General features: G+C 59.6%; 20 protein-coding genes and 2 pseudogenes. 10 read left to right on the top strand and 12 right to left on the bottom strand.

Features of this window, described 5'->3' with window-relative positions; translation table 11 throughout:
* Nucleotides 1-136 precede the first annotated feature (136 nt).
* A pseudogene (locus tag F3W81_RS21220) lies at nucleotides 137-240 on the bottom strand (IS481 family transposase); the annotation flags it as partial.
* Between the two features lie 168 nt (nucleotides 241-408).
* On the opposite strand from F3W81_RS21220, the gene F3W81_RS01430 reads away from it, so the two are divergent.
* The 5 genes and pseudogenes from F3W81_RS01430 (at nucleotide 409) to F3W81_RS01410 (ending at nucleotide 9703) form a co-directional block, all read left to right on the top strand.
* The gene (locus F3W81_RS01430) at nucleotides 409-2277 is read left to right on the top strand and encodes a methyl-accepting chemotaxis protein (protein WP_193081874.1); all 1869 of its coding nucleotides are present in this window, start codon (nucleotides 409-411) and stop codon (nucleotides 2275-2277) included.
* Nucleotides 2278-2491: 214 nt separating this feature from the next.
* Nucleotides 2492-3540: pseudogene (locus F3W81_RS01425) on the top strand (IS5 family transposase).
* Nucleotides 3541-3769: 229 nt separating this feature from the next.
* A complete protein-coding gene (locus F3W81_RS01420; RefSeq protein ID WP_226941796.1) occupies nucleotides 3770-4762 on the top strand; it encodes a hypothetical protein in 993 nt (330 codons plus the stop codon).
* A 673-nt stretch (nucleotides 4763-5435) separates the two neighbouring features.
* Nucleotides 5436-7604, top strand: coding sequence for a hypothetical protein (locus tag F3W81_RS01415; RefSeq protein WP_193081871.1), 2169 nt, complete (start codon nucleotides 5436-5438; stop codon nucleotides 7602-7604).
* Between the two features lie 239 nt (nucleotides 7605-7843).
* Nucleotides 7844-9703 carry a monovalent cation:proton antiporter-2 (CPA2) family protein gene (locus tag F3W81_RS01410; protein ID WP_193081869.1) on the top strand — a complete coding sequence of 620 codons (1860 nt, stop codon included), beginning with the start codon at nucleotides 7844-7846 and terminating at the stop codon, nucleotides 9701-9703.
* 73 nt (nucleotides 9704-9776) lie between these two features.
* Here the strand turns inward: F3W81_RS01410 and cobT are convergent, their stop codons facing one another.
* The gene (gene cobT, locus F3W81_RS01405) at nucleotides 9777-10787 is read right to left on the bottom strand and encodes a nicotinate-nucleotide--dimethylbenzimidazole phosphoribosyltransferase (protein ID WP_193081867.1); all 1011 of its coding nucleotides are present in this window, start codon (nucleotides 10785-10787) and stop codon (nucleotides 9777-9779) included.
* A 67-nt stretch (nucleotides 10788-10854) separates the two neighbouring features.
* Here cobT and cobS point away from each other — a divergent pair, with 67 nt between their 5' ends.
* Nucleotides 10855-11592 carry an adenosylcobinamide-GDP ribazoletransferase gene (cobS, locus tag F3W81_RS01400; protein WP_193081865.1) on the top strand — a complete coding sequence of 246 codons (738 nt, stop codon included), beginning with the start codon at nucleotides 10855-10857 and terminating at the stop codon, nucleotides 11590-11592.
* Between the two features lie 56 nt (nucleotides 11593-11648).
* On the opposite strand, the gene F3W81_RS01395 is transcribed toward cobS, so the two are convergent.
* From F3W81_RS01395 to F3W81_RS01375, 5 genes are all read right to left on the bottom strand, one after another.
* Nucleotides 11649-12158 (bottom strand): CarD family transcriptional regulator, encoded by a 510-nt coding sequence (locus tag F3W81_RS01395; protein WP_193081863.1) that lies wholly within the window; start codon nucleotides 12156-12158, stop codon nucleotides 11649-11651.
* Between the two features lie 219 nt (nucleotides 12159-12377).
* A complete protein-coding gene (gene fdxA, locus F3W81_RS01390) occupies nucleotides 12378-12716 on the bottom strand; it encodes a ferredoxin FdxA (protein ID WP_193081861.1) in 339 nt (112 codons plus the stop codon).
* 50 nt (nucleotides 12717-12766) lie between these two features.
* Nucleotides 12767-13153, bottom strand: a complete 387-nt coding sequence (locus tag F3W81_RS01385) for an RNA-binding S4 domain-containing protein (RefSeq protein WP_226941795.1) — start codon at nucleotides 13151-13153, stop codon at nucleotides 12767-12769.
* Nucleotides 13154-13156: 3 nt separating this feature from the next.
* Nucleotides 13157-16024, bottom strand: a complete 2868-nt coding sequence (locus F3W81_RS01380) for a helicase-related protein (RefSeq protein ID WP_193081859.1) — start codon at nucleotides 16022-16024, stop codon at nucleotides 13157-13159.
* 66 nt (nucleotides 16025-16090) lie between these two features.
* Nucleotides 16091-16642, bottom strand: a complete 552-nt coding sequence (locus F3W81_RS01375) for a tetratricopeptide repeat protein (protein ID WP_226941794.1) — start codon at nucleotides 16640-16642, stop codon at nucleotides 16091-16093.
* Nucleotides 16643-16727: 85 nt separating this feature from the next.
* On the opposite strand from F3W81_RS01375, the gene F3W81_RS01370 reads away from it, so the two are divergent.
* The gene (locus tag F3W81_RS01370) at nucleotides 16728-17024 is read left to right on the top strand and encodes an SCP2 sterol-binding domain-containing protein (RefSeq protein ID WP_193081855.1); all 297 of its coding nucleotides are present in this window, start codon (nucleotides 16728-16730) and stop codon (nucleotides 17022-17024) included.
* A 50-nt stretch (nucleotides 17025-17074) separates the two neighbouring features.
* Nucleotides 17075-18028, top strand: a complete 954-nt coding sequence (locus F3W81_RS01365; protein WP_193081853.1) for an alpha/beta fold hydrolase — start codon at nucleotides 17075-17077, stop codon at nucleotides 18026-18028.
* Nucleotides 18029-18091: 63 nt separating this feature from the next.
* Here F3W81_RS01365 and F3W81_RS01360 read toward each other — a convergent pair whose 3' ends face one another.
* Complete coding sequence (locus F3W81_RS01360) at nucleotides 18092-18919, bottom strand: fumarylacetoacetate hydrolase family protein (RefSeq protein WP_193081852.1); 828 nt, start codon at nucleotides 18917-18919, stop codon at nucleotides 18092-18094.
* Between the two features lie 136 nt (nucleotides 18920-19055).
* Here F3W81_RS01360 and F3W81_RS01355 point away from each other — a divergent pair, with 136 nt between their 5' ends.
* Nucleotides 19056-20888: a M3 family oligoendopeptidase gene (locus F3W81_RS01355; protein WP_193081850.1), complete on the top strand. Its 1833-nt coding sequence runs from the start codon at nucleotides 19056-19058 to the stop codon at nucleotides 20886-20888.
* Between the two features lie 277 nt (nucleotides 20889-21165).
* Here the strand turns inward: F3W81_RS01355 and F3W81_RS01350 are convergent, their stop codons facing one another.
* The 3 genes from F3W81_RS01350 to F3W81_RS01340 all read right to left on the bottom strand — a co-directional run bounded on the left by F3W81_RS01350 (nucleotide 21166) and on the right by F3W81_RS01340 (nucleotide 24583).
* A complete protein-coding gene (locus F3W81_RS01350) occupies nucleotides 21166-22137 on the bottom strand; it encodes a Gfo/Idh/MocA family protein (RefSeq protein WP_193081849.1) in 972 nt (323 codons plus the stop codon).
* A 149-nt stretch (nucleotides 22138-22286) separates the two neighbouring features.
* Entirely contained in the window at nucleotides 22287-23183 is an 897-nt protein-coding gene (gene rpoH, locus F3W81_RS01345) for an RNA polymerase sigma factor RpoH (RefSeq protein WP_193081848.1), read from the bottom strand.
* A gap of 347 nt (nucleotides 23184-23530) precedes the next feature.
* Nucleotides 23531-24583 (bottom strand): RluA family pseudouridine synthase, encoded by a 1053-nt coding sequence (locus F3W81_RS01340; RefSeq protein WP_193081847.1) that lies wholly within the window; start codon nucleotides 24581-24583, stop codon nucleotides 23531-23533.
* Between the two features lie 31 nt (nucleotides 24584-24614).
* Between F3W81_RS01340 and F3W81_RS01335 the strand changes: the two genes are divergently transcribed.
* Entirely contained in the window at nucleotides 24615-24917 is a 303-nt protein-coding gene (locus F3W81_RS01335; RefSeq protein ID WP_193081846.1) for a DUF6476 family protein, read from the top strand.
* Between the two features lie 14 nt (nucleotides 24918-24931).
* Here F3W81_RS01335 and F3W81_RS01330 read toward each other — a convergent pair whose 3' ends face one another.
* A complete protein-coding gene (locus tag F3W81_RS01330) occupies nucleotides 24932-25762 on the bottom strand; it encodes an SHOCT domain-containing protein (RefSeq protein ID WP_193081845.1) in 831 nt (276 codons plus the stop codon).
* Nucleotides 25763-25845 lie beyond the last annotated feature (83 nt).

The following is a 25845-nucleotide window of genomic DNA, read 5'->3' as shown; positions in this document are numbered from 1 at the left end:
TATCGGAGCAACAAGGCGAGTCGCTGCCCGGAGGTGCATCTCTCTTTCCGTCCATGCCGCGTGTCTTCGTAGTGCCCCGTCCGCCTGTAAAGACGTTCTCATCGGCATGGCCATTGGTGACGCCCAAGCTGTAAACGACTGGAACGCGCTCAGGTAGCTGCGCGAGCGAAGCTTGCATCGCTGTATTGCAGCTCTGACGGCGTGCGTGGTCGTGGCGCTCCCGTGACGAACTTGTCCCATAAAGCCTCCTTCCTAGCCTGAGAAAGGAACGCACCATCAAACCATGGGATCAAACACCAAGAGGCTTCCTAAAATGCCACAGGTTTCCTTCTGGTTTCCGCGCGTGGATAAACTTGGACTTTACACTTTCAGTTCATTCCTTGCGCAAACGCCATAGGAGATGCGGCAATGAAACCAACTAGGGGCCTCAGGATCGGTGTCCGTATCTATTCGATCATCATCGTCTCGATATTTGCGAGCGCAGCGCTTGCATTCACGATGTACGATATCACAGTCAGAAACATCTACAGCATGCGCGAAGCACACCTGCGTGACGTTGTGGATTCATCAGCAAGCCTGGTCGCGGCGTTGAATCAGGATGTCATAGACGGAAAAAAGACCCTGGAGCAAGCGCAGGCAGAAGCTGTCGATCTGCTCCAGAAAGTGCGGTATGATAACGGCAACTACCTCTTCGCGTTTGATTACGACACCACCGTCAAGGCGCATGGTCGGAGCCCCGACCAAGTTGGCGCGCGCAAGGGAGGCGCCCTTGATCCTAATGGTGTGGATGTCTACGGTTCGTTGTTGAAAGCGGCGCAAGGCGGTGGCGGCGTGGTGTTTTACGCAACGCAACGCACCGGAGGCGAAAATTCCGAGCTGCTCGCCAAGATGAGCTTCTCGCGCGCCTTCACCCCATGGGGGTGGGTCATTGCGACAGGCTCCTATATCGAGGATATCGAAGCCCAAATCGCCAATATCAGGATGCGGGCCTATATCGCCTTTGGCATCGGTCTTTTGTGTCTCGGCGTTGTCAGCTGGTTCATTGCGAGAAGCGTCACAGGACCTATCAACAAATTGAATGCGCGCATGCGAAGCCTGACCCAAGGTGATTCTTCCAGTGAAATACCCTTCGTTCAAAAAGCGGATGAAATCGGGGAAATGGCGCGCTCGGTCGAGACTTTCCGCCAGGATATTCGTCATGGCGCAGGGCTTGAGCGTGAGGCAGCGAGGCGCAAGGCCGAGCAGGAGGTGGCGGTTTCGGAATTGGCTCGTGGCCTGAAGCTTCTTGCGACTGGAGATTTAAGTTCGCAGCTGAAGGACCCTTTCCCCGATGGCTATGAAGCGTTGCGGAGTGACTTTAACGGTGCAGTGAATAAGCTTGCCGATCTGATAGGCACGATCAGCGAGACCTCAGTCAGTCTTGAGCACCGCGGCGAAGAGATAAGCAGCTCGGCTGAAGTTGTCGCCCGCAGTTCAATTGAATCTGCTGCCTCTCTCGAAGAGGCCGCCGCAGCGATCGAAGAACTGACGTCCTCGGTCAAACTTGCCGCCAAGGGAGCGTCGGAGGCAAACGTCATCGCAACCGAAGCGCGTGGCAACGCGGCTCAAAGCGGCGAGGTCGTGCGCCGGGCTGTCACGGCCATGGGGGCAATCGAGAACAGCTCGGGTAAAATCGCTCAGATCATGGATGTTATCGACGATATTGCATTTCAAACCAACCTCCTCGCACTGAATGCCGGTATTGAAGCTGCAAGAGCGGGTGAGTCCGGGCGCGGCTTTGCTGTCGTTGCCTCGGAAGTGCGCGCACTGGCGCAGCGATCATCAGAGGCGGCTCGCGAAATCAATGTGCTTATCACGGAGAGTAGCAACCACGTTAAAGAGGGCGTCTCTCTGGTCAATGAGGCCGGAGTGTCGCTGGACCAGATTTCTGGGTCCGTTGCGAAGATTGCCTCTCATATTTCGGATATCGCTACCTCGGCAAATGAGCAATCAGCCGGAGTAAGCGAAATCAATACATCCGTTGCGCATCTGGACCGCACCACTCAAGATAATTCGGCCAAGTTTCAGCACACATTGGATTCCAGCCGTTCAATGACTCAGGAAGCGGTTAGCCTGCGTCGCGCACTTGGGCAATTCAAGTTGGCACGCGGCACTGCGAAGGTGGTGCCATTCGGCGCAGCAGCGCAAGTATCCACAAAACCCAAGCCTGTCTCCAAAGCGGTGAACGCATCAGTTGCAACCGGAACTCACAATACTGATACTTGGGAAGATTTTTGAGCGCACTGTCCTAAGAGATCATTGTCAATAATCCAAATACAAAGTTGTTGGCTCGCCGCAGGCTATATAGTTCGGTGCTGTGGCGCGGAATTGTTGCAAAATCCTGAGTACCAAGGATTTAAATGTTAACCCTTTCGGTTATGCTGTTCGATGGCTGTGTTGCACAAATCCAAGAGGGCTTCATGTTGTGAACCCAATGTGGTAGCTGGCCCGCATGAGCAAACCGACCTCACCGACCTACAAGACGACGAACTGGGCTGAGTATAACGCGGCGCTGAAGCGCTGCGAATCTCTGACGATCCACTGACCGGCAGTGCATTGCGCAGCAATGTCACGAGGGGTTGGTTCGATCCCGAGATGGACTGGGATGCCGAACCTTCCGGCAAGAGGGGCAGATCGCGGACTTTCAGTGACGTCGCGATCCAGACGTGCCTGACCTTGAAGGTGCTGTTCGGGATGGCGCTGCGTCAGACGACTGGGTTTGTGGAAAGTCTTCTGCGGCTGACGGGGCTGGACTGGCCTGTGCCCGACTTCAGCACCATCTGCCGACGTCAGGAGACACTCGCGGTCAACATTCCGTATTGCGGCTCGAAAGGCCCGCTGCAACTGCTTATCGATAGCACCGGCATCAAGGTTGAAGCGGAAGGCGAATGGAGCACCCGCAAGCACGGTGGCCGCAAACGGCGTGTCTGGCGCAAGATCCACATCCACTGCCCGGCAGGCGATTGCGAAGCAATCTGCCGAGACGGGGCATCGACGAGCAAACGCTCGAAATCAGAGCCGTCGAGATCACCGGCAGCAACACGGGGGATGCACCGATGTTACCTCATCTGCTGAACCAGATACCGCGCGATCAGGAGATTGATAGTGTGACCGCGGATGGTGCCTACGACACGCGCGAATGCCACAACGCCATTGCAGATCGCAGTGCGGCCGCGGTCATCACGCCACGCCGAAATGCCCTGCAATGGACGCCAACCACCGCCGGTGCCATCGCCAGGAACGACGCACTCCGCGCATCGTCGGGCGCTCTGGCGGAACTGGAGCGGATATCACCGCCGGAGTCGCATCAAGATATGAACCGGGCCAGAAAACGATCCGTGGGATCGTTTTCCCGGCGATTGGATGCATTGTGTGAAACTACTCAGCCAACGCCTGATGGCACGGGACTTCGACCGCTAGGTCGAGAAGGTCCAGGTGCGCATCGCGATCCTGAACGGCTACACCGCCCTCGGCATCCCCGTCACAAAGGCCGTGGGATAAATCCGTCTGGGGTAAGGCGAGAACTTTCCGTCAGCTGATTTGCGCAACAAAGTCCTTCCACTGAATGATACGCTTTTGTTCTATTTGCCTTGGTTTACATTGCGCTTGGCCAAACCCAACACTTTCGTTCACCTATTGCAGATGACTTTGGCTGAAAGATTGGTTCCACTATGCTACCGAAATTGGTTTTCACATGAAATTACACGCTTGATCAGATCGGATGGGTCGGATGGAAGAGCACCAGACATTCAATATCGTCATTGTCGGTCAATCCGGTCGGCTCCAGTATGAAGCTGTACTTTTCGCGGCCTCACTGCGCGCCAACAGCCCCGGTTTCAAGGGCCGCCTGTTCGTAGCAGAGCCGCAGCCTGGCCCTCTGTGGCCGCAGGATCCGCGCATCGATAACGAAGATCTCCGGATACTGCTAACGTCCCTCGGAGCTGAAATCTTGCCTTTTGAAAGCCGCCACTTTGGTGCCTCCTATGGATATGGAAACAAAATAGAATGTCTCAGATTTCTCCCGGAGGGAGAGGCATTCGTGTTTTTCGACAGCGACACCCTGATTATGGACGAAGTGACGCGGGTGCCCTTTGATTTCGCTCGCCCCACAGCCTCGCTTCGCCGCGAAGGCACGTGGCCAGTGATTGAACTCTATGGCCCTGGATACACAGAAATATGGAAAAGCCTTTATGATAGATTCGGGCTAACCTTTGAGACCTCGCTTGACCATGAATGGCCCGATGAATTCTGGCGGCGATACCTGTATTTTAATGCAGGTTTTTTTTTCTATCGATGCCCTCGTATTTTTGGACAGCTTTTTCTGGATATCGCGCTGTCGATCCGAGTCGACCCGCCCGCCGCACTTGTTTGCCAGCCTCTTGACCCTTGGCTGGATCAGATCGCGCTGCCTCTTGTGATCCATGCTCTCGGAGGCGGCCGCGACACGCTGCCAGAGGGCCTTCTGGATGGACAAATCAGCTGCCATTACCGCATGTTGCCACTCCTTTACGCGCGCGAAAAAGAGGCTGTTATAACCGCGCTCGAGGCTGTGACTGGCCCCAACAAGATCAAGAAAGTCCTCAAGAATTATGAGCCCATGAAGCGCATGATCTATCAGGGCCGCGGCAAGAAGGTGCGGGAACTGTTCGATCAAACCGATCTGCCGCGCAAGGAACAGGCCATCCGAAACCGTCTGAAACGCGCAGGGTTCTGGTTGCGCTAACTGGCCGGAATTTGCGACGCGTTCCGCAAGAATATTGGCCAATGCTCGCCAACCTCACTTTAAACCGCACCTAAGGCTCACTTACAAATATCACGCCACTCCCACGCACCTTGTCATCAAGACCCGACCATTCGTCTAGCTTGAGCATCGGCACCAAATGCGATCCCATTTTTCCAGTCGGCGCGTTCGACATTCGCTCGCCGGAATGCCATGACATTTGACGGCCATATCGTCCAAAACAGGCCCATTTTGGCACACAGTGTCCCTCCTCACCCCATATATTTTTACATAGAATGTGCTGGATTTTTCTAGGTCCGACGCGTGAAAAACACAGTGAGACGGGTTGATCCTGTTCACTTCGTCCAGATTGCCTCTTAGTTTTATTGCGCTGAGCAGGCACATTTCACAACGCGATTTCAATGCGTTGACTTCAAGGTCAAAGGGAAAAGCCCCTATTGAAGAGGGGCTGGTTGCCACAAAGTGCCAGATCGACTGATCTCACGCGGTACCATCGACCGTTTTCTGCCGATGGTTTGGGTTTCGCTTTGCGTCGCCGTCTCACTGCGATACTCTCGCAACATCAATGCGAGCCCTCTGGGTTGTCGTTCGTGGGACTCCTTCCATACGGGGTTCCAGTCCCCTCAGCTTCTGGCGAAAGCCCAAACGACCAGACATGCGACCGAATTTTGCTCTGAACTTCACCTCCGCTGGCCTCGCGCTGTTTCATCGTACATCCACGGGATGGGCGCGCGTGGGGGATGTGAACCTTGCGTCGGAGGACTTGGAAACTGATCTGTCACATCTGATGCAGCGCGCGCAGGTCCGTGACCCTATGCCGATGCATTGCAAACTGATCATCCCCAACGATCAGATTCGCTATATTGCCATCGAGACCGGCGACGTGACCGAGATTGACAGGCGCGACATGGTGATGCGTGCTCTGGTTGGCCAAACCCCATATCACATTGAAGAACTGGCTTTTTCCTGGTCCGTGTCAGGCGGTTTCACACAGATTGCAGCTGTCGCCCGCGAGACTCTGGAGGAAGCTGAGGGTTTTGCCAGCCAATACGGTTTCAACCCGGTGTCTTTCGTCGCCATCCCTGAGCCGGGCGTATATTCTGGCGAGGCCTATTTCGGTCCGACCTATTTCGCCACGCAAGAATTGGGCGGCGAGATTGTTGAGCGCGATGTCGTGCAGTTGCCCATGCTAGAGGATGTCGTGCCTGCTGACAGCATGCAGACACCCGTAATTCCTGCCTCCTCGGAGGCTAACTTGTCGACCAGGCCTTTGCTGATTCTTCCCGAGATACTCTTTCCACGTCGCCGTGACATCATGGGACCAGAGGCCCTCACTCCGCAGATTGCGCCCCATATAGAAACGACCTCGGCAGTAAAGACTGACAGCACGAGACAGCAGACCTCACTGCCCGAACTAGGCTCTGCACACCAAAGCACCGCCGGGTCTACCGGCGCGCAGCCGGCATTGGCAACTATGCCGCTCCGCCCCGCCGAGGACGAAGCGGAGCAGATGACGATTTTCGGTGCACGAGGTGCGGAAGCGGATCCTCCGGCAGCACGCCGCAAGATGACTGTGCTGTTGATATGCTTTGTGATACTGGGCGCCGCGGGTGCAGCACTGCTGAGCAGCGATCACACCCTCGGCTTGTTTCCGGGCCAAACCGACGCTGACGTGTCTGTAGACGTTGAGACGTCTGCAAACGGTGGCACATCCAGCCCGTCCCAGCCGGTGCCTTCACTTGAAACGGCAAAACAGGGCATTCCCTCTTCGGATATCGACCTGCCAGACCTCGGGGAAGCCGTTGCGCCAGCACCCGCCCCCCCCCTGTCGGACATGCCCCTGCGCACCGATCCCTCAACGCCCGCAGAAGCGTCTGCGCGCTATGCCGCCACCGGCATTTGGCAACGGGCGCCCACGCAATCCGTAGCGCCGATCCCGTCGGAGCTGGGCGACATCCGCTTTTCCAAAGTCTCCCCCGCTGACCGCGTCAAGGATGTCGTCGGCCTGCCCAGCCCCGAGGCTCGGCCAGAGGTGGGGACCGGACTTCAACCTCCGCCAAATCCCCCGGCAGCAGACCAGAAGTTCGCGCTGGACGAGCGGGGCTTCGTCGCTGGTACATCCAAAGGCGCCATGACGCCGCAAGGTCACCTCGTGTATCTGGGCGCGCCGAGCAAAGTGCCACCGCCGCGCCCGGACGCGACCAAAGATGCCGCTCTTTCTGAGAGCCTCGCAACACCCAACGCTGCACCGACGGCAACTGGAACGCCCCCTGAAACGGACGCCCAGGCAGAGCCAGCCACGGCCCCCACGCCCGACAGGTCAGCCCTCCCCCCGCCCGGTCAGCTTCATCCCAAGGCGCGCCCTGAGGATCTGGTCACCGCCTTGATCAAAGAGGCGGACCCAGAAGAGGTCTCAGACCTGGAAGAGACGGGCAGTGAGCTGGCAACCGCAGAGGCCGTTCGCCCCCGCGCCCGTCCAAACGATTTTGCAGCCTCGATTGCTGCGGCTCAGGCGGCCAGTCGACCCATCGCCGAACCGCAAATTCAGGCGCCCACCGTTCAGCCCCCCGGCCCGACACGCGCCTCTGTCGCGAAAGAGGCCACGGAAAAGAACGCGCTCAAGCTGAACGCCATGAACCTGCTCGGCGTCATGGGCAAGCCGTCCAATCGCTCGGCATTGGTGCGTCTGTCCAATGGACGGATCCTCAAGGTGAAGGTTGGCGACAAACTTGACGGAGGGCGCGTCGCGGCCATCGGTGCGGATGAGTTGCGCTACATCAAATCCAACCGCAACCTGACACTTCGGATGCCAAAAGACGGCTGACACCGATCGCTCGCCGACTTTTCGCTGATGTGATCACGTTTCGTCTGTTGCCTGAGCGTGGTGGATATCTATCATCGCAGTGGTGACAGTTGCCTCAGCCAAGTGAACCCAGTTCAGCAGCGCATCCTGCGTAGCCCTCAAAAACGGACCCTGTCACAGATCTTTTTCAACACGATGCCAACTATATTTGGCAGGGTGCCGCCCCCAAAAGTGTTCGGGAGCCGCCACAAGGAGATGATATGGAAGGCTTTCTCTACCAGGCTACGATCTACCTGACCGCTGCCGTGATCGCTGTACCGATCGCCGCGCGCCTCGGCTTAGGATCGGTGCTTGGCTATCTTGCTGCGGGGATACTGATCGGGCCTGTTCTGCACCTTGTCGGGCATGAAACCCATAGCCTTCAACACTTTGCGGAATTCGGCGTCGTGATGATGCTGTTCCTGATCGGGCTTGAGCTGGAGCCTAAGGCGCTCTGGGATATGCGCAGCAAACTGCTCGGCCTCGGGGGCTTGCAGGTGATCCTGACGATGCTCACCGTAATGGGCGCGGGCATGGCTTTTGGGCTGGACTGGAATGCGGCGCTGGCCATCGGCATGGTCCTCGCTCTGTCCTCGACTGCCATCGTGCTGCAAACCCTGTCAGAAAAGGGGCTGATGCAGACCCAAGGGGGCCGGTCCGCCTTTGCAGTGTTGCTGACGCAGGACATCGCGGTCATCCCGATGATCGCCTTCATGCCGCTGCTCGCCATTTCCACGCTGGCGGTCGTGCAACCGGATGGCTCCCTGACCGTTGGCAACGCCGAAGCCGTTCAGGAGGCTGTCTCCCTCGTCGACGGTCTACCAGGGTGGGGGGTCACTCTGGTGACCCTGAGTGCGGTCGCGGTGATCATTCTGGCGGGCATCTATCTGATCGGGCCCGTCTTCCGCTTCATCCACTCCGCCCGCCTGCCAGAGATGTACACGGCGCTGTCACTCGCCATCGTCATCGGTATCGCCTCGCTGATGAATCTGGTCGGTTTGTCCCCCGCTCTGGGCACGTTTCTGGCGGGCGTCGTTCTGGCCAACAGCGAATTTCGCCATGAACTGGAAAGCGATATTCAGCCATTCAAGGGCCTTTTGCTTGGGCTGTTCTTCATCACCGTCGGCGCGGGCATCGATTTCGACAGTTTTCTCAGCGACCCGTTCACGATTGTCGGCATTGCGGTCGGCTTGATGGCCCTGAAGGGCCTGATCCTTTTCGTCCTCGGGCTGATCTTCAAACTGCGTCGCCGCAACCTGATGCTGTTCACGCTCAGTCTCGCGCAGGCGGGGGAATTCGGCTTCGTGCTGATTTCCTTCTCCAGTCAGCTCGACGTCCTGCCTCGGGCGCTGGCCGACAAGGTCCTGCTGGCGATCACATTGACCATGCTGCTGACCCCGCTGTTCTTCATCGTCTTCGACGTGATCTCTCGCAAGATGACCGAGGCCGGGGTCGAACGCGAACAGGACACCTTTGAAGATGAAGGTCCGGTGATCATTGCGGGTGTCGGGCGTTTTGGCCAGATCGTGCACCGGATGGTGCAAAACTCCGGTTTCAAGACGGTCATTCTGGATCATGATATCGAGATGATTGAGGTCATGCGGCGCTTTGGCTTCAAGGGCTATTTTGGTGACCCGACCAGACCCGACATCCTGCATGCCGCAGGTCTGGACAAGGCGCGCGTGCTCGTCGCGGCCATGGACAACCCGGAGTCGGTCACCAAGCTGGTTGCCTATGCGCGCGCCCAACGGCCCGAGCTGCACATCATTGCCCGCGCCTATGACCGCACGCACGTCTACAAGCTCTACCAGGCCGGCGCGGATGACATCGTACGCGAGACTTTCGATAGCTCTCTGCGCGCAGGGCGCTACGTTCTGGAAAATATCGGCCTGACAGAATTTGAGGCTGCCGAAGCGCAGAAGATTTTCTTCAACCATGACCGCATGACCGTGCGCGAACTGGCCGAGCTTTGGGATCCTGCCATCCCGACCTCACGCAACATGGAGTACATCGCCCGGGCAAAGGAGCTCGAGAAAGATCTCGAAACGGCCCTGCTCGCCCACCTCTCCGATCAGCCTTGAAAGAGTGTGCAGAAGATTAAAGGCGCCCTTTCATCAGGGCGCCTTTAATCTTTTCAGAGTGAGCAGACCTGTGTCAGCTCCCTGAAACGCCAGCTTCAGCAAACGTCGACATACCTGAATGACAGGCGACTGCACCTTTGAGGATGTTGATCGCCAGCGCCGCGCCCGACCCTTCGCCAAGGCGCAGGCCAAGCTGAAGCAGGGGGGCCTTGCCCAGGCGCGACAGCAGCGCAGGATGAGCCGCTTCAGCGCTGGCATGGCCCGCTATTGCGTGATCGAGCGCAGCGCCACTTTCGGCCAGCAGACACGCAGCAGCGGCACAACAGATGAAGCCATCAAGGATAACCGGAATGCTCAGCACCCGTGCCCGAGCGATCGCGCCCGCCATCGCGGCGATCTCGCGTCCGCCGAGCGTCCGCAGAGTATCAAGCCCGGTCTTGGGGTGATGCAAAGCGACAGCCTGCGCGACGACTTGCGCCTTCAGGGCGACACCGGCGTCATCAAGCCCCGTGCCCCGACCGGTCCAGTCCTGTGCCTGACCTCCGAAGAGCGCCAGAGCAATGGCCGCCGCCGAGGTCGTGTTGCCGATGCCCATTTCACCGGTGACCAGCAGATCGCACTGTTCATTTACCGACGTCCAACCGACATTCAGCGCGGCCAGTAGATCTGCTTCGTCCATTGCCGGAGCTTCGCAAAAGTCCCGCGTCGGGCGGTCCAGCTCGATGGCGTACACGTCCATCTGCGCACCCGCAGCACGCGACAACTGGTTGATGGCCGCGCCGCCATGCTGGAAATTCATGACCATCTGCGCCGTCACTTCCGGCGGGAAGGACGATACACCACGCGCAGTGACACCGTGATTCCCTGCGAAAATAATGACCTGTGGCGACGAGATTTCGGGACGGGCAGAGCCGCGCCACCCCGCATACCAGATCGCCAGATCCTCAAGACGTCCCAAGGCCCCCGGCGGTTTGGTCAGCACCCCATTGCGTTCTGCCGCACCCGCCGTTGCAGTCGTATCCGGGCCCGGCGCGGCAGTCAGTGCCGCGCGAAAGTCGCTAAGAGAGGTCAGTGCGGCTGTCATTTTGCCTCCGTTGCATTTCCTCGGTCCCCCGTGTCTAACGCGCTTGAGAGTTGGAGCAACCACAAACATGACACCGTCCCGCGCCTGGCAAGACCTGCTGTCCGCCCTCGGCCTGCTCAGCAGGCTACCCCTGCCCTCACATAATGGCCGCGGTGCCGAGGCGGCATGGGCATACCCCGTTGCTGGGGCTGTGTTGGGCATCTTGGCCGCTGTTGCGGGTCTTATTGCGCTCGGCCTTGGATTGGCGGCAAGCGGCGCGGCTCTGATCGCGCTGACGGCCAGCGTCCTGCTGACCGGCGCATTGCATGAGGATGGTCTTGCCGACACCGCCGACGGACTTTGGGGCAGTCATCAGCGTGAGCGCCGCCTTGAGATCATGAAGGATAGCCGCACCGGTGCATATGGCGTCATCGCCTTGGTACTGAGCCTGCTGGCGCGCTGGATCGGCCTGTCAGCGCTGTTTTCTGTCGAGGGCAGCTGGCTGGCCGTCGTCGGAGTTGCGGCCCTGTCCCGCGCAACGATGCCTATGATGATGGCGTTCATGCCCCATGCCAGGGCCAACGGCTTGTCGCGCGCTGTAGGTAAGGCCACCGCACACAGTGCCGGGCTCGCAGCTTTGATCGGTGTGGTTTTCGCTTGCCTGTGCTTAGGCTGGAGCGCCATTGGCGCAATCCTGATCACCGCTGTAGCCACCTTGATCATTGCTTGGATCGCGACGGCTAAACTTGGCGGCCAGACCGGCGATATTCTGGGAGCCACTCAGCAAATCGCTGAGATCGGTATCCTTTTCGCGTTAACGCCCTGAAACGAAAAAGGGCCGCAGCTTTCACCACGGCCCTGTAATCTCGCTAAAGTTTACTGTCAGGCAGCGCGGCCTACGAGGACTTCGTCGACCTGCTTTGCCGCTGCAACTTCATCGCCACCGGCGACGGCCGCGACTTCACGGGTCAGACGCTCAAGAGCAGCTTCATAGAGCTGACGCTCAGAGTAGCTCTGTTCGCGCTGGTCATCGCTGCGGTGCAGGTCGCGCACGACCTCAGCAATTGCGATCAGATCGCCAGAGTTGATTTTCTGTTCATATTCCTGCGCACGACGCGACCACATGGCCCGCTTGACCTTGGCCTTGCCTTTCAGGGTCGACATGGCGCGCGAAACGACATCTGGACTCGAGAGCGAGCGCATGCCGATTTCAGTCGCTTTGTGCGTCGGAACGCGCAGCGTCATCTTGTCCTTCTCGAAAGAGATCACGAACAATTCGAGGGGAATGCCCGCGATTTCCTGGCTCTCGATCGAGACGATCTGCCCTACGCCATGCGCAGGGTAGACGACGTATTCGTTGGGGCGGAACTCAGCTTTTTTAGTCTTGGTCATACAGGTTCTTCCTCACTCACCCATTCCGTCAGAGGGCACGAAAACGTCCGGCGCCGACCAGCGACACCAAACGCGATAGCTTCTCTTCAGATAGCAGCCCGGCGGTCAGTAGCGCCCACGGACCAGAAAAGGGTGGTCATTGTCATATGTAACGACAAGACATACCACAGAATCACCCTGATTTAAAGGGTGTGCTTAGCGCAGCCCAAAATGGGACGTTCAGCCGCCTTCGCCAGGCGCTTCGGAGAAGTATTTCTCCATCTTCCCAGATTCGCCATCCCGCTCTTCAGCATCTGGCATTGGGTCTTTTTTGGTAATGATAACAGGCCAGAGTTCAGAGTACTTGCGGTTGAACTCGACCCACTTCTCCATATCCGGTTCGGTGTCCGGTCGGATGGCATCAGCCGGGCATTCGGGCTCGCAAACACCGCAATCGATGCACTCGTCGGGGTGAATCACCAGCGTATTCTCGCCCTCGTAGAAACAATCCACCGGACAGACTTCAACGCAGTCGGTGAATTTGCAGGCGATACAGTTTTCGGTGACGACGTAGGTCATGGCTTACTCTCGAAGATCGAACAGGGGCTTAGCTAGACCAGAGAACGGGATCATTCAAGCGCCCCTCGGCGATCAAGATCGAGTTTCCTTCGGTCACGCTTGGTCGGACGAGAATTGCCCTCGATACGGGCAATTGGCGGAACGTGTTTCTCAGTATCATCTTTCGGCGTCAGATCCTCGTAAAGGGTCTGCGCCTCAGTTGCCGGGCCCCGGCGGATACCGAGGGCGGCGATCTTGATCACCCGCACCCGGTCCGCTTGCGTGAAGGTCAGCACATCACCGACGCCGACGTTGGCCGCCGGTTTTGTCACATGATTGCCATTGATCCGCATGTGCCCACCCGAGACACAAGCCGCTGACAGGCTACGGCTTTTGAAGAACCGTGCCTGCCAGAGCCATTTATCCACGCGCAATCGTGGCTGTGCGGCCTCAACCAAGGATCACTTCTTGGTTTTCAGCCCCATCAGCGCGGCTGCGAAGGGGTTATCGGGATCAATACGATCGTTCTTCTTCGGCGGAGTCGCCTCGAAAGTCTTGGCCTTGTTGTCGCGAGGCGGCTTGCCACCCTGCCCCGGCTTGCCGCGCGGTTTACCCGCGTTGCCTTTGGGGCGTTCACCACGAGGGTTCTGAGTGCGTGGCTTCTGACCCTCGCGCTTTTCACCGTCTTTGGCACGGGCATTCTGGCGTGCCGCGCGTCCGGCCCAGGTGAAGGTAAAGAACTCTTCCTTCTCGACCTCAGCTTCGCCAGTCACCGGCTCAGCGGGTGTTTCAGCGTCGCCGGAGACCTCTGCAGTGTCTTCCGCGGCATCTGCAACAGCCTCTGACGGAGCAGTTTCTTCCGTTTCCGGGGTCACGGCAGCGTCGTCTTCAGCGGCCACGTCTGGCACATCAGCAACGGCCTCAACAGGCGTTTCGGCAACCGGCTCAGCCTTGACCTTGGCCCGTTCGCCTTTTTCGGCCTTGTAGCCGAGACCTGTCATAAGGTCCGAGAACTGCTCCAGCGTCATGCCGGTTATCGACAGCATATCAGCCTTGGCCTCGAAACCGCCGCGGCTGTCTTCGCCGCGCAGCATGTCCGCCAGACGCTCCAGCATATCAATGCGGATCGCCCGCTCGCCCGCTGCACGATAGCCGGCCATGGCATAATAGCCCTGAGGCATGTGCTTGAGCGCGGGAACCGTCACCAGACCGGGGGGCGGTGCTTCCGGGAATTCATCCAGATTGCCCGCAAGCGACCAGAGCACCAGACGCAAACGCGTCGGCGCAGGCTTCAACAGCAACGGCATGAAGACCGTGTACTGACCGAAGCGGACACCATGTTTGCGCAAAGCGCCACGGGCGTCCTGATCCAGAGACTTCACCTCATCCGAGACATCACCGCGCGGCAAAATGCCGAGCGCTTCAACCAGACGGAATGCAAAGCCACGCGCCAGACCCGACAGGGCCTCGTCGCGCTGCAGGTTCATCAGAGGCTCGAACAGCGCCGCGATCTTGCGATCGATGAAGTGCTGCAGACGGCGTTGCACCTTCTGCGCCACATCAGGCCCAGCCTCGTCATCGACGAAAGCCACGATCTGCGGCTTCATCGGCTCGGGGCCAGCGACCAGCTTACCGATCGCCATCTCGCCCCACATGAGGCCGCCCTGCTCGGTATAGTCGATCTCTGTATCGGGCGCGTTGTAAAAACGGTCAGCCCTCAGGTTGAAATGCGGAACCAGCGCCTGCAGGCTTGCCTGCCGCAACGTCTTGGCCTCCTGCCCAGAGGCATCCTTATCCTGACGGAAACGGAAGCCTTCAAGACGTCCTACGAATTCGCCTTCGACGGTCACTTCGCCGGTATCGCTCACTTCGGCCAAGAGGGCCTCCTTCTGCTTGAGCCGCCGCAGCAATACGCTTGTACGGCGGTCCACAAATCTTTGGGTCAAACGTGCGTGTAGCGCATCCGACAAGCGGTCTTCTACAGCGCGCGTTTCGTCACGCCAATGACTTTCATCACTTACCCAGCCATTGCGTTGTGCCACATAGGTCCATGTGCGGATAAATGCGAGCCTTTTCGAGAGCGCATCGATATCGCCTTCGGTCCGATCGATCCTGTGCACCTGCGTGGCCAGCCAGTCATCGGGAACACGGCCCTTTTCATGCAGGAACCCAAAAATCTGCGTCAACAGCGCTGCGTGCTCATTATGGCTGATCCCGCGGAAGTCGGGAATACGGCAAACATCCCAAAGCAGACGAACCGAGGCTGTATCGGAGGCACGGGCGCGCACTTCGGCCTCAGCTGCGATGGTTTTCAGCGCAATAAGGTCATCTGCGTCGCGTGAGCGCACCAGCCGCTCGTCCTTCGGTGCCATCTCAAGCGAGTAAATCAGGGGATCGATTCCCCCGAACTTCAGGTCGTGATTGCGCCAGTTCAGCTTGCGGATCGGAGTAAAGCGATGCTCCATGATCGCCTCGACAACCTCGGGGTGCAGCGGTCCCGCCTCGCCCGTCACGCCAAAAGTGCCGTCGGACATGCCGCGCCCTGCCCGCCCGGCGATCTGGGCCAGCTCGTTCGGCGCAAGTTCGCGCATCCGGCGACCATCGAACTTGGTCACCGATGAGAACGCGACGTGATTCACATCCAGGTTCAGGCCCATCCCGATGGCATCGGTCGCCACCAGATAGTCGACATCGCCATTCTGATAGAGCTCGACCTGAGCATTGCGGGTACGCGGGCTGAGCGCGCCCATGACCACTGCGGCACCGCCCTTTTGGCGGCGCACCAGCTCGGCCATGGCGTAGATATTATCGACCGAGAACCCGACAATCGCACTGCGCGCCGGAATCCGGCTGATCTTGCGCGAACCGGAATAGGTCAGCTGGGACAACCGTTCGCGCCGCACGAACTGCGCTGTCGGCACCAGATCGGCAATGGCGCTGCGCATGGTCTCCGCTCCGAGAAACAGAGTCTCATGCAGACCACGCGCCCGCAGCAGGCGGTCGGTGAAGACATGCCCACGCTCGGGATCCGCGCACAGCTGGATTTCGTCGATGGCAAGGAAATCACAGCCCATGCCCTCTGGCATCGCCTCGACCGTGCAGACCCAGTACTGGGTGCGCGGCGGCACGATCCGCTCCTCGCCAGTCACCAATGCCACAACGGAGGGGCCGCGCGCCGCGACGATACGGTCATAGACCTCGCGCGCCAGAAGGCGCAACGGCAGGCCGATCACCCCCGTGCGATACCCAAGCATCCGTTCAATGGCGTAATGCGTCTTGCCTGTATTCGTCGGCCCAAGGACCGCCGTTATCCTGCCCTGACCAGACATCGCCTGCACCTCTTCTGGATGTACGAATTGATGTGCACCTTCGACGTGCGTCACATGATGTGAGGCCTAGATATCGCTTTCTCCGACCTGACGTGCAAGTCGATCACGGCCGGCCTTGGCTTCTTCATGCTCAGGGAAGACATTAAGGACCGCCTGATAGCCCCGCAAAGCCGCGGGTATACGTCCGGTCTGTTCCAGGATGAGCGCCATGCCATAGACCGCCTGAAAGTTGTAGGGGTTCAGGGCAACGGCCTGCTGCAGATCGGCGAGGGCCAGACCGAATTCTTCCTCACGGAAAAACACCTTTGCCCGCAGATGCCAGCCTTCAGCAAAATCAGGGGCATGATCCGTGAGTGCCGAAAGATGCCCCACAGCGACTTCCAGTTCACCGGCCTCCATTGCATCGCGGCCGCGTCGCAACAAGAGGTCCATCGTCGGGGATCCCGAGCGCGACCATATCAGATCCAGCTCGCGCCCTATCTTCTGACCTTCGACCGCGTCAGCGCCTTTAAGCTCTTCAAGCAGCGACGCGACAGACTCCTCTGCTACCCCCAGACTCGGAAGCATCAAAAGTGACGCTGCGGCAAATGCCGCGATGGCAAGTTTGCGATATGACATTGTGGCGCCCATAACTTATTTCGAGTGTATCGTGAGTCACCGGGATTGTTAGCCCAGATTACTTAAATTTGATGGAAGGCGCAAAATGAGCGACGTGATTACAGCAGCCGTGGCCGCTTTGAATGAAAAGCTGGGCGGCGAAGGCATTGATGGCACAGCGAAATTTGTCATCGAAGGCGAAGGTGATATTATCGTCGACGGTGACGGCGCGCGTGCAGCCACAGCCGACGAAGATGCAGAAGTGACCCTGACCGCAGCCCCCGACACCTTTCAAGACATACTTTCAGGGGATCTTAACCCTACATCTGCCTTCATGACCGGCAAACTCAGCGTTGACGGCGACATGGGTAAGGCAATGCAACTCGCGTCTGCATTGTCCTGACGTCGCCACAGACGACCGGGGCCGGCCTCCACAGGTTTCAGGAGCATTCGATGGATCAGGCGCCGTTTTATTCCGATGTCGACGATGGCCCTGCGGGCGGGCGCGCATTTTGGCTGACCACCGCCGATGGCGTCCGGATTCGCCTGGGCGACTGGCCGCTTGAGGGTGCCAAGGGGACAGTCCTGCTGTTCCCAGGTCGTACGGAATATGTCGAGAAATACGGCCGTGCGGCGCGCGATTTTGCGGCGCATGGCTATCGTACCCTCGCGATCGACTGGCGGGGACAAGGTCTCGCAGACCGGGTGGCAGGTGATCCAGCCCTCGGCCACGTGGCAAAGTTCAGCGACTACCAGAAAGACGTCGATACCGTGCTGGCCGCGCTACCCAAACTGGGAATTGAGGGGCCTTTATTTCTGCTGGCGCACTCGATGGGTGGAGCGATCGGACTGCGCGCCCTGCACCGCAAGCTGCCTGTAAAAGCCGCAGCGTTTACAGCGCCTATGTGGGGCCTGCACCTGCCGCTTCTGATCAAACCCGTGGCGTGGATGCTCAGCAGCGCGTCCGAGTATCTGGGGCGCGGTGAAACCCTCGCACCTGGTACAAATGCCGACGCCTATGTCCTGCATGAGCTTTTTGCCGCGAACAAGCTGACGAGCGATTCCGGGATGTACGACTATATGCAAACGCAGGCCCGCGCCCATCCGGACCTCAACATCGGCGGTCCAACGATGACATGGCTCCATGAGGCGCTGGTGGAAATGCGCCGCCTGAATGGAATGCCGTCGCCCGCCACCCCCTGCGTGACATTTCTGGGCGGGGACGAGGCGATCGTGTCACCGCAAAGCATCCGAAGCCGCATGGTACGCTGGCCACAGGGACACCTAGAACTGGTTGAGGGCGCGCGCCACGAGGTCATGATGGAAAGTCCGCAGGTGCGTGCCTTCTGTTTTGAAACCTGTGCGGCGCATTTCAATGCCCAACTTGGGACCAGGAAACCTGGCTGAGGTGTGACACGGACGACAACGCCCCAAGGCCTGCGCCGTAGGCCTGGGGCGCGAAAACTGCCTTCAGTCCTGCAAGACGGGCTGACGCTGAACACCAAGGCCATCGATCCTCAGCTCCATGACATCGCCGGCTTTCAGAAAGCGCTGCGGCTTCATACCCATGCCGACACCCGGCGGCGTACCAGTGGCAATCACATCGCCGGGCTGCAGGCTCATCATCTGGCTGAGATAAGAGATGATCTGCGCGACTGTGAAAATCATTGATGACGTCGAACCCCGCTGTGCCCGCTCTCCGTTCAGATCAAGACTGAGGGCCAGGGTCTGCGGGTCGCCGATTTCGTCCGGTGTCACAAGCCAGGGACCGATGGGACCGAAGGTGTCGCTGCTCTTGCCCTTGGTCCACTGGCCGCCACGCTCAATCTGAAAGGCACGCTCAGACACGTCATTGACGATGGTATAGCCCGCCACATAATTCAGCGCATCGGCCTCGGAAACATACTTCGCGGTCTTGCCGATGACGACGCCCAGCTCGACCTCCCAGTCGCCTTTCAGCGCGCCACGCGGCAGGCGCACCGGATCATTGGGGCCCGACAGCGCCGAGGTTGCCTTCATGAAGACGATCGGCTCCTCAGGCTCAGCCATGCCCGCCTCGGCCGCGTGATCCGAATAGTTCAGGCCGATGCAGACGATCTTGCCAATCCCTGCGACCGGCACCCCAAGGCGTGGTGCCCCCTCGACCAGAGGCAGCGTCTCCGGGTCGACCTGCGGCAATGCGCCAAGAGTTGCCCCAGAAAGATCGTCAACGACCCCCGAGAGATCGCGCAGCCGTCCTTCGGCATCCAAAACGCCCGGTTTTTCTGCCCCAATCTCGCCATAACGAAGGTATTTCATGGTCGTCTCCTCGTTCCATTTCCCTGCAAAGTCAGCCATGGTCAATGCAAAGGCAAGCCGCAAACCTTGTTGAACCGACCACTACGGCCTATGTCCAGAAGCCGGAACGAAATCCCCTGGAGGATCCATGCGACCCATGCACACGCCCCTGTCCCTGCCCTTTCCTGTCCGCGATGCCACTGCGCTGTCCGAGGACGGCACGCCGCTCGGGAAACTGCCGGAATGGGATCTGAGCGATCTCTACGCCGCCCCCGATGCGCCCGAGCTGAAACGGGATCTGGACTGGCTGGAGGAGGCCTGCCGCAGTTTTGCCACCGATTACGAGGGCAAGCTGGGCAATCTCGATGCCGATGGGTTCCTCGACTGCGTGATACGCAACGAGCGCATTCAGTCTGTTGCGGGCCGGATCATGTCCTATGCAGGCCTGCGGTACTACCAGCTGACCACAGCAGGCGACCGGGCCAAGTTCATGTCCGACATGCAGGACAAGGTGACCACCTACACCACCCCGCTGGTCTTCTTCACGCTGGAGCTGAACCGCCTGCCCGATCACTACCTCGACACACTTTTCGCTGAAAACGCAGCGCTTGGCCGCTACAAACCCGTGTTCGATCGCATCCGTGCGATGAAACCCTATCAGTTGTCAGACGAGCTGGAGCGCTTCCTGCACGATCTCGGCGTCGTCGGCGACGCCTGGGAACGTCTGTTCGATGAGACAATCGCGGGTCTGCGCTTCTATGTCGGCGAAGATGAGCTGAACATCGAAAGCACGCTCACCCTGCTAACCGACTACAACCGCGATACGCGCGAGTCCGCCGCCCGCGAGATCGCCCGCGTTTTGTCCGACAACCTGCGCACCTTTGCCCGCGTCCACAACACGCAGGCCAAGGAAAAAGAGGTCATGGACCGCTGGCGTGGCATGCCGAACCCGCAGATGTCGCGTCACTTGTCGAACCATGTTGAACCCGAGGTCGTCGAGGCGCTGCGCAACGCCGTTGTCGCCGCCTATCCCCGCCTCAGCCATCGCTATTATGAGCTGAAGCGCAAATGGCTTGGCCTTGATCGCATGCAGGTCTGGGATCGCAACGCCCCTCTGCCCAGCGAAGACCAGCGCGTCGTCGGCTGGGACGAGGCGCGTGAGACGGTGATGGGCGCCTATGGCGGCTTTTCCCCGAAGATGGCCGACATTGCCGAGCCTTTCTTCGACAAGGGCTGGATCGACGCGGCCGTCAAACCCGGCAAGGCGCCCGGTGCCTTCGCGCATCCGACCGTCACCGAAGTGCACCCCTACGTCATGCTGAACTACCTTGGCAAACCGCGCGACGTGATGACCCTTGCGCACGAGCTGGGCCATGGCGTGCACCAGGTTCTGGCGGCCGGGCAAGGCGAGATGCTGTCCTCCACCCCCCTGACGCTGGCCGAAACAGCCAGTGTCTTCGGCGAGATGCTGACCTTCCGCGCCATGTTGGAAAAGGCCCAGACCAAAGCCGAACGCAAGACCATGCTCGCCGGCAAGGTCGAGGACATGATCAACACGGTCGTGCGCCAGATCGCCTTTTATGACTTCGAATGCAAACTGCACGACGCCCGTCGCAGCGGCGAACTGACGCCCGAGGATATCAATGCCCTCTGGATGTCAGTCCAGGCCGAGAGTCTGGGGCCGTGCTTTGACTTCATGGAAGGATACGAGACCTTCTGGGCCTACATCCCGCACTTCATCCACTCGCCCTTCTACGTCTACGCCTATGCCTTCGGCGATGGTCTCGTGAACGCCCTTTACGCCGTCTACGAAGAGCAGCCCGAGGGTTTCCAGGAGAAGTACTTCGACATGCTGAAAGCCGGTGGCTCCAAGCACCACAAGGAACTGCTCGCCCCCTTCGGCCTGGATGCCTCGGATCCGGCCTTCTGGGACAAGGGACTGTCGATGATCGAAGGGTTCATTGATGAACTTGAGGCGATGGAAGACTGAGCCAGGCAAGGCTCCGACGATCCGTCACTCGATCCGGGTACGTCTGCGGCGGATGCTTGTCCGCATCCGCCGCAGCGTCCCGAACGGGTTTCGGCTGCCACTCGGAATTCTGCTGTGCATTGGTGGAATTCTGGGGTTTCTGCCGATCCTTGGCTTCTGGATGTTGCCGCTTGGCGTCGCCCTGATTGCCATGGATGTGCGCTGGCTGCGGGCCCGTATGCAGCGCAGGCAACCTGTGGGCAGCCCCTTGCGGGGACCACCCCCGGACCACTGAGAGCTATTCAGCCGCCAGCACGCTATCGATCATTGCCTGCGTGCCGCGGGCATCCTCAAGCGACCATGGCCATTCTGCATCGCCTCGCAGCGCGGCGCCAAAAGTCTCCACCTGCAGGACATACTGGTTCACCGCAGGAAAGCGTTCTGTCACGACCGTCTGGTTGGGGTAGGAGATGCGGATCTCGGCAATGTCGAACACATTGGCGTTGAACGGGCATGTCACGGAGATCACCGCCAGGCTGCCATGAAAATGCACCTCCTGACGGGTGGCCATGCGGATGCCCGTCATCGACTGATAGGTAAAGCCCGGGAACTCGAAGCCGACCTCGGCAAAGACATCCACCCCATGCTCCAGACGCAGATGGGCATGCGTCATCTCCAGCGGCTCGGCCGCCGTCGCAAATCTCACAGACCCGAAGGTGTAAACCCCGATATCGCGCAGGCCGCCGCCGCCGGTCTCCGCCTTGTTGCGGATATTCCCTGAATCTCGGTTGTTGTAGGAGAAAGCGGCGTTCACATGCCACAGATCCCCCGCCAGGCCCTGCGACAGCAGCTCCTTGACGCGCTGCCACTGCGGATGATGCACGATCATGAAGGCCTCTGAGATCAGCAGCCCTGTCTCATTGCGCGCCGCGATCAGCCTGTCGAAGTCGCCCGCCGAAAGCGCCATCGGCTTTTCGCACAGCACGGCCTTACCCGCGCGCAGTGCCTTTTCACTCCATTCGACGTGCAGATGGTTGGGCAGAGGGATGTAGACCGCATCGATCGCAGGATCCGCCAGCAATGCCTCATATTCCGTATGGTGACGCAAGCCAGGCGCGATGTCACGAAACGGCAGCACCTTGTCGGCCGAGCTTGAGGCAATGGCTGTCACCTCAGCATTGCGCGCCGCCACGATGGCAGGTGCCATATGCTTGAGGGCAAAGTTCGAGGCCCCAAGGATACCCCAGCGGACCGGTTTGAAATCACGCATGACTGTCCCTCCAATTTCGGGAAAGCCTAGCCAAGCGCTGCGCAAAAGAAAACCCGCCCAAGGGCGGGGACTGCAGCGGAACTCATTTGCACCGACCCATGCCTAGATCAGGGTCGGTGCAAATTGCGATCGGGCAACATGGCGTCGGGTCAGGCCGTGGCCATCATACCCTTTTCCTGCGCCAGCTCGCGCATACGGGTCTGCAGCTTTTCAAAGGCGCGCACCTCAATCTGGCGGATGCGTTCGCGGCTGACGTCATAGGCGGCGCTGAGATCTTCCAGAGTCACGGTTTCCTCGGACAGGCGGCGCTGCGTCAGGATGTCCTTCTCACGATCGTTGAGGACTTCCATCGCCTCTGCCAGCAGCTCACGCCGTGCGGTCATCTCGTCGCGGGCCTCGTAGTCGGCGGCCTGGTCGGCATCTTCGTCCTCCAGCCAATCCTGCCACTGCATCGTGCTGTCGCCGTCACTGCCCACCGTCGCGTTCAGTGAGGCATCGCCCCCCGACATCCGCCGGTTCATTGAGATCACCTCGGCCTCGGTCACCCCGAGGTCATTGGCAATTTGCTTGACGTTTTCAGGGCGCAGGTCGCCCTCTTCCAGCGCACCGATGCGGGACTTGGCCTTGCGAAGATTGAAGAACAGCTTTTTCTGCGCCGATGTCGTGCCCAGTTTCACCAGCGACCACGACCTCAGGATGTATTCCTGGATCGAGGCGCGGATCCACCACATGGCATAGGTCGAAAGCCGGAACCCTTTTTCGGGGTCAAACCGCTTGACCGCCTGCATCAGACCAACATTCGCTTCGGAGATCACCTCGGCCTGGGGAAGGCCATAACCGCGATAGCCCATAGCGATCTTCGCCGCGAGGCGCAGGTGAGATGTGACCAGCTTGTGCGCCGCGACCGTATCCTGATCTTCGACCCACCGTTTGGCCAGCATGTATTCCTGCTCCGGCTCCAACATCGGAAACTTCCGGATTTCCTGCATGTAACGGTTGAGGCCACCTTCGGGAGTCGGCGCCGGGAGTGTGGAATAATTGCTCAAGTGTGATCCTTCCCCTGCTTTTCTGCCCATGTAAATGAGCTTAACATCTAAATAGGCGTGTTGCACGATGCGTTCAAGCATCTGACACAGTTACTTTAACGAAGGGTTTACGTTTTCTGTCTCAAAAAGATCCGAAGATTTCAGTGCATCACGCCGGTTTGTTCTCAACCGGGTATCCCCTCGCACCGGGGTGCAGCAAGGTAAACCGCCCCTGCATGCACGCACATGGGTCGGTCCATTTTTGCCGAAACACGCATATCTGCATGATCGACGCCTCAAATTTGGGGAAAGTGATGTCGCAACCATGTCTCCCGGTGCCAGTCCGCATGGGCCGGCACCGGGTACAATCAGTTCTGAATGTCCAGATCCACGCCGCCGGGCAGCGCATGGATCAGCGCGACCATGTCATCGGGCAGCGGCGCAGAAAAGCTGAGCCATTCGTCGGTGGTAGGATGTACGAAACCAAGCGTGGCGGCATGCAGGGCCTGTCGTCTGAAGCCATCAACAGCTGCAGCTGCCGAAACCCCAAGGGCGGTGGGAGAGGCGCGACGACGACCGCCCCCATAGACCGGATCGCCGATCAGCGCATGCCCAGCATGGGCCATATGAACACGGATCTGGTGGGTGCGCCCGGTCTCCAGACGGCACTCGATCAGCGCCATCGACGGCGGCGTGCCGAAGCTGTGCAACAGACGCGCCCGGGTGATGGCGTGGCGGCCACTGTCAAAACTGACCGCCTGCTTCTGCCGGTCCGTGCGATGGCGCCCAAGCTGAGTGGTGATCTTCAGTACATTGCCCGGCTCGAACGAGGTGCCGCGGATACCGCGCAGACGCGGATCGCCCGCATCCGGAACGCCGTGGCAAAGGGCGAGGTAGGCGCGCTCGGCCGTGTGCGCCTCGAACTGGGCGGCAAGGGCGTGGTGGGCGCGGTCACTTTTCGCGACGACCAGCAGGCCAGAGGTTTCCTTGTCGATGCGGTGCACAATCCCGGGGCGCTTTTCGCCCCCGATCCCCGAAAGACTATCACCACAATGCGCCAGGAGGGCGTTGACCAGCGTGCCCGAGGGAGAGCCGGGCGCGGGATGCACGACCATGCCTGCAGGCTTGTCGATCACGATCAGCTGCTCGTCCTCATAGATCACGCTGAGCGGGATCACCTCGGCCACCGTTTCGACATCGGTGGCTTGCGGCACGGCAATCTCGATCAGATCCCCTTCGGCCACTTTGGCCTTGGGGTCGGTCAGGGGGGCGCCATCGCGCTGCACCTGACCATCGGCGATCAGACGGGCCAGGCGGGTGCGCGACAGCGCCGCCTCCTCTGGAACATCACGGGAAAGCGCTTTATCAAGACGCGCGGGTGGATCAGCGGAGATCCTGACAACAAGGCGGTGTTCGCTCATGCGGGGTAACTCGGGTTCGGATCAGGAAAACATGACAACAAACGACATCGCGGAACCGGCAAATCTGCGGCTGCTGCGGAGGCTCGTCACCGCCCTGATGGTGGTAATGATTTTGGGCCTTCTAAGCCTGGTGGGGCTGATTGTCATCCGTTTTGCCACTGCACCGCAAATTCAGCTGCCCGAAGCGATCACTCTGCCCGATGGTGTGGTGGCCGACGCCTTCACGCAAGGCCGTGGATGGTACGCTGTCGTGACGCGCAACCAGCACATCCTGATCTTTGATGCGGGCAGCGGCCAGCTGCGCCAGGATATCCCTGTGACGCTGCCTGAGTGAGCCCCCAAGAGGCATTACAGACGTGACAAAAGCTCGGTCTTCTTGTCGGTGAATTCGGCTTCACTGAGAATGCCGCGATCCCGCAAATCCGCCAGACGTTCGATCTTGGAGAATATCTGCTCGTCACTGGTGTCCACGGCTGAGGCCGTGATCTCGTCAGATTTTGCAGGCGCCGTTTTTGCAGGCGCCGGTGCTGGCGAGGCGGGGCGGTCAGCCGCGGACACTGCGTCAGGGCGCTCTAGTGTGTCGAGATCCAGCATGGGTACAACTTTCAGATCTGTCACATGCACCTGACCAAGCTGACTGTTGAAGGTCAGGGACTGCCAGCCGCTCTGCGCCTGTCCGAAACCATAGATCTGATGCTCTCCGGTGTCATAGATCATCATCGACCCGCCATGGGCGATCCCGAGGCGCCGCGTCTGCGGAAAGTAGGCATACCGCATATCATTTTGCGCGCCTTGCGACGTCGGCGCGCCCAGTTCCGCAGGCCAGTCGGCATTGCCCGATGACATATGCCCCGACTGGAGCTGAAACGAGGCTCCGGTCTGGCCGCTGGTCTGCGACGTCGGCTTGAAAATGCTGTCTTGCGCGAGAGAGGACGACAGCTCGGCGCAGAGGGCGTTGACCCGTGTCTTCAGGCCATTGTTGAACATGTCGCCGATCATCGTCATGCCGCCGTAGGACCATTGCCCCATGCCGCCGAATTCCGGATGGCGAAATTGCGCCTGAGTCCCCTGCCCGGCGGCAATCGCGCGCAACATGTGTTCCACAGCGTCCTGACTGAAGCCATGGCGCTGCGCCAGTTCGGCCACCAAGCGTGTCCCGTCATCGTTCAGATCGCGCATATCTTGACCTCCCGGACCGCCGAAGGGCGGCGTGCAAGGGTTGAGCCTTGCGCGCCCGAAAGGTGCGCGTCAAGGCCATAGGG

The sequence above is a fragment of the Pseudooceanicola spongiae genome, from assembly GCF_014899185.1.
GTDB lineage: Bacteria > Pseudomonadota > Alphaproteobacteria > Rhodobacterales > Rhodobacteraceae > Pseudooceanicola > Pseudooceanicola spongiae.
The sequence above is the reverse complement of the archived record's forward strand: the minus strand, read 5'-3'. Positions and strand labels throughout refer to the sequence as shown.

Excerpts from the sequence above, each read along its gene's own strand:
- F3W81_RS01430 (WP_193081874.1), top strand. The coding sequence starts at position 409 with ATGAAACCAACTAGGGGCCTCAGGATCGGTGTCCGTATCTATTCGATC.
- F3W81_RS01420 (WP_226941796.1), top strand. The coding sequence starts at position 3,770 with ATGGAAGAGCACCAGACATTCAATATCGTCATTGTCGGTCAATCCGGT.
- F3W81_RS01415 (WP_193081871.1), top strand. The coding sequence starts at position 5,436 with ATGCGACCGAATTTTGCTCTGAACTTCACCTCCGCTGGCCTCGCGCTG.
- F3W81_RS01410 (WP_193081869.1), top strand. The coding sequence starts at position 7,844 with ATGGAAGGCTTTCTCTACCAGGCTACGATCTACCTGACCGCTGCCGTG.
- cobT (WP_193081867.1), bottom strand. The coding sequence starts at position 10,787 with ATGACAGCCGCACTGACCTCTCTTAGCGACTTTCGCGCGGCACTGACT.
- cobS (WP_193081865.1), top strand. The coding sequence starts at position 10,855 with ATGACACCGTCCCGCGCCTGGCAAGACCTGCTGTCCGCCCTCGGCCTG.
- F3W81_RS01395 (WP_193081863.1), bottom strand. The coding sequence starts at position 12,158 with ATGACCAAGACTAAAAAAGCTGAGTTCCGCCCCAACGAATACGTCGTC.
- fdxA (WP_193081861.1), bottom strand. The coding sequence starts at position 12,716 with ATGACCTACGTCGTCACCGAAAACTGTATCGCCTGCAAATTCACCGAC.
- F3W81_RS01380 (WP_193081859.1), bottom strand. The coding sequence starts at position 16,024 with ATGTCTGGTCAGGGCAGGATAACGGCGGTCCTTGGGCCGACGAATACA.
- F3W81_RS01375 (WP_226941794.1), bottom strand. The coding sequence starts at position 16,642 with ATGTCATATCGCAAACTTGCCATCGCGGCATTTGCCGCAGCGTCACTT.
- F3W81_RS01370 (WP_193081855.1), top strand. The coding sequence starts at position 16,728 with ATGAGCGACGTGATTACAGCAGCCGTGGCCGCTTTGAATGAAAAGCTG.
- F3W81_RS01365 (WP_193081853.1), top strand. The coding sequence starts at position 17,075 with ATGGATCAGGCGCCGTTTTATTCCGATGTCGACGATGGCCCTGCGGGC.
- F3W81_RS01360 (WP_193081852.1), bottom strand. The coding sequence starts at position 18,919 with ATGAAATACCTTCGTTATGGCGAGATTGGGGCAGAAAAACCGGGCGTT.
- F3W81_RS01355 (WP_193081850.1), top strand. The coding sequence starts at position 19,056 with ATGCACACGCCCCTGTCCCTGCCCTTTCCTGTCCGCGATGCCACTGCG.
- F3W81_RS01350 (WP_193081849.1), bottom strand. The coding sequence starts at position 22,137 with ATGCGTGATTTCAAACCGGTCCGCTGGGGTATCCTTGGGGCCTCGAAC.
- F3W81_RS01340 (WP_193081847.1), bottom strand. The coding sequence starts at position 24,583 with ATGAGCGAACACCGCCTTGTTGTCAGGATCTCCGCTGATCCACCCGCG.
- F3W81_RS01335 (WP_193081846.1), top strand. The coding sequence starts at position 24,615 with ATGACAACAAACGACATCGCGGAACCGGCAAATCTGCGGCTGCTGCGG.
- F3W81_RS01330 (WP_193081845.1), bottom strand. The coding sequence starts at position 25,762 with ATGCGCGATCTGAACGATGACGGGACACGCTTGGTGGCCGAACTGGCG.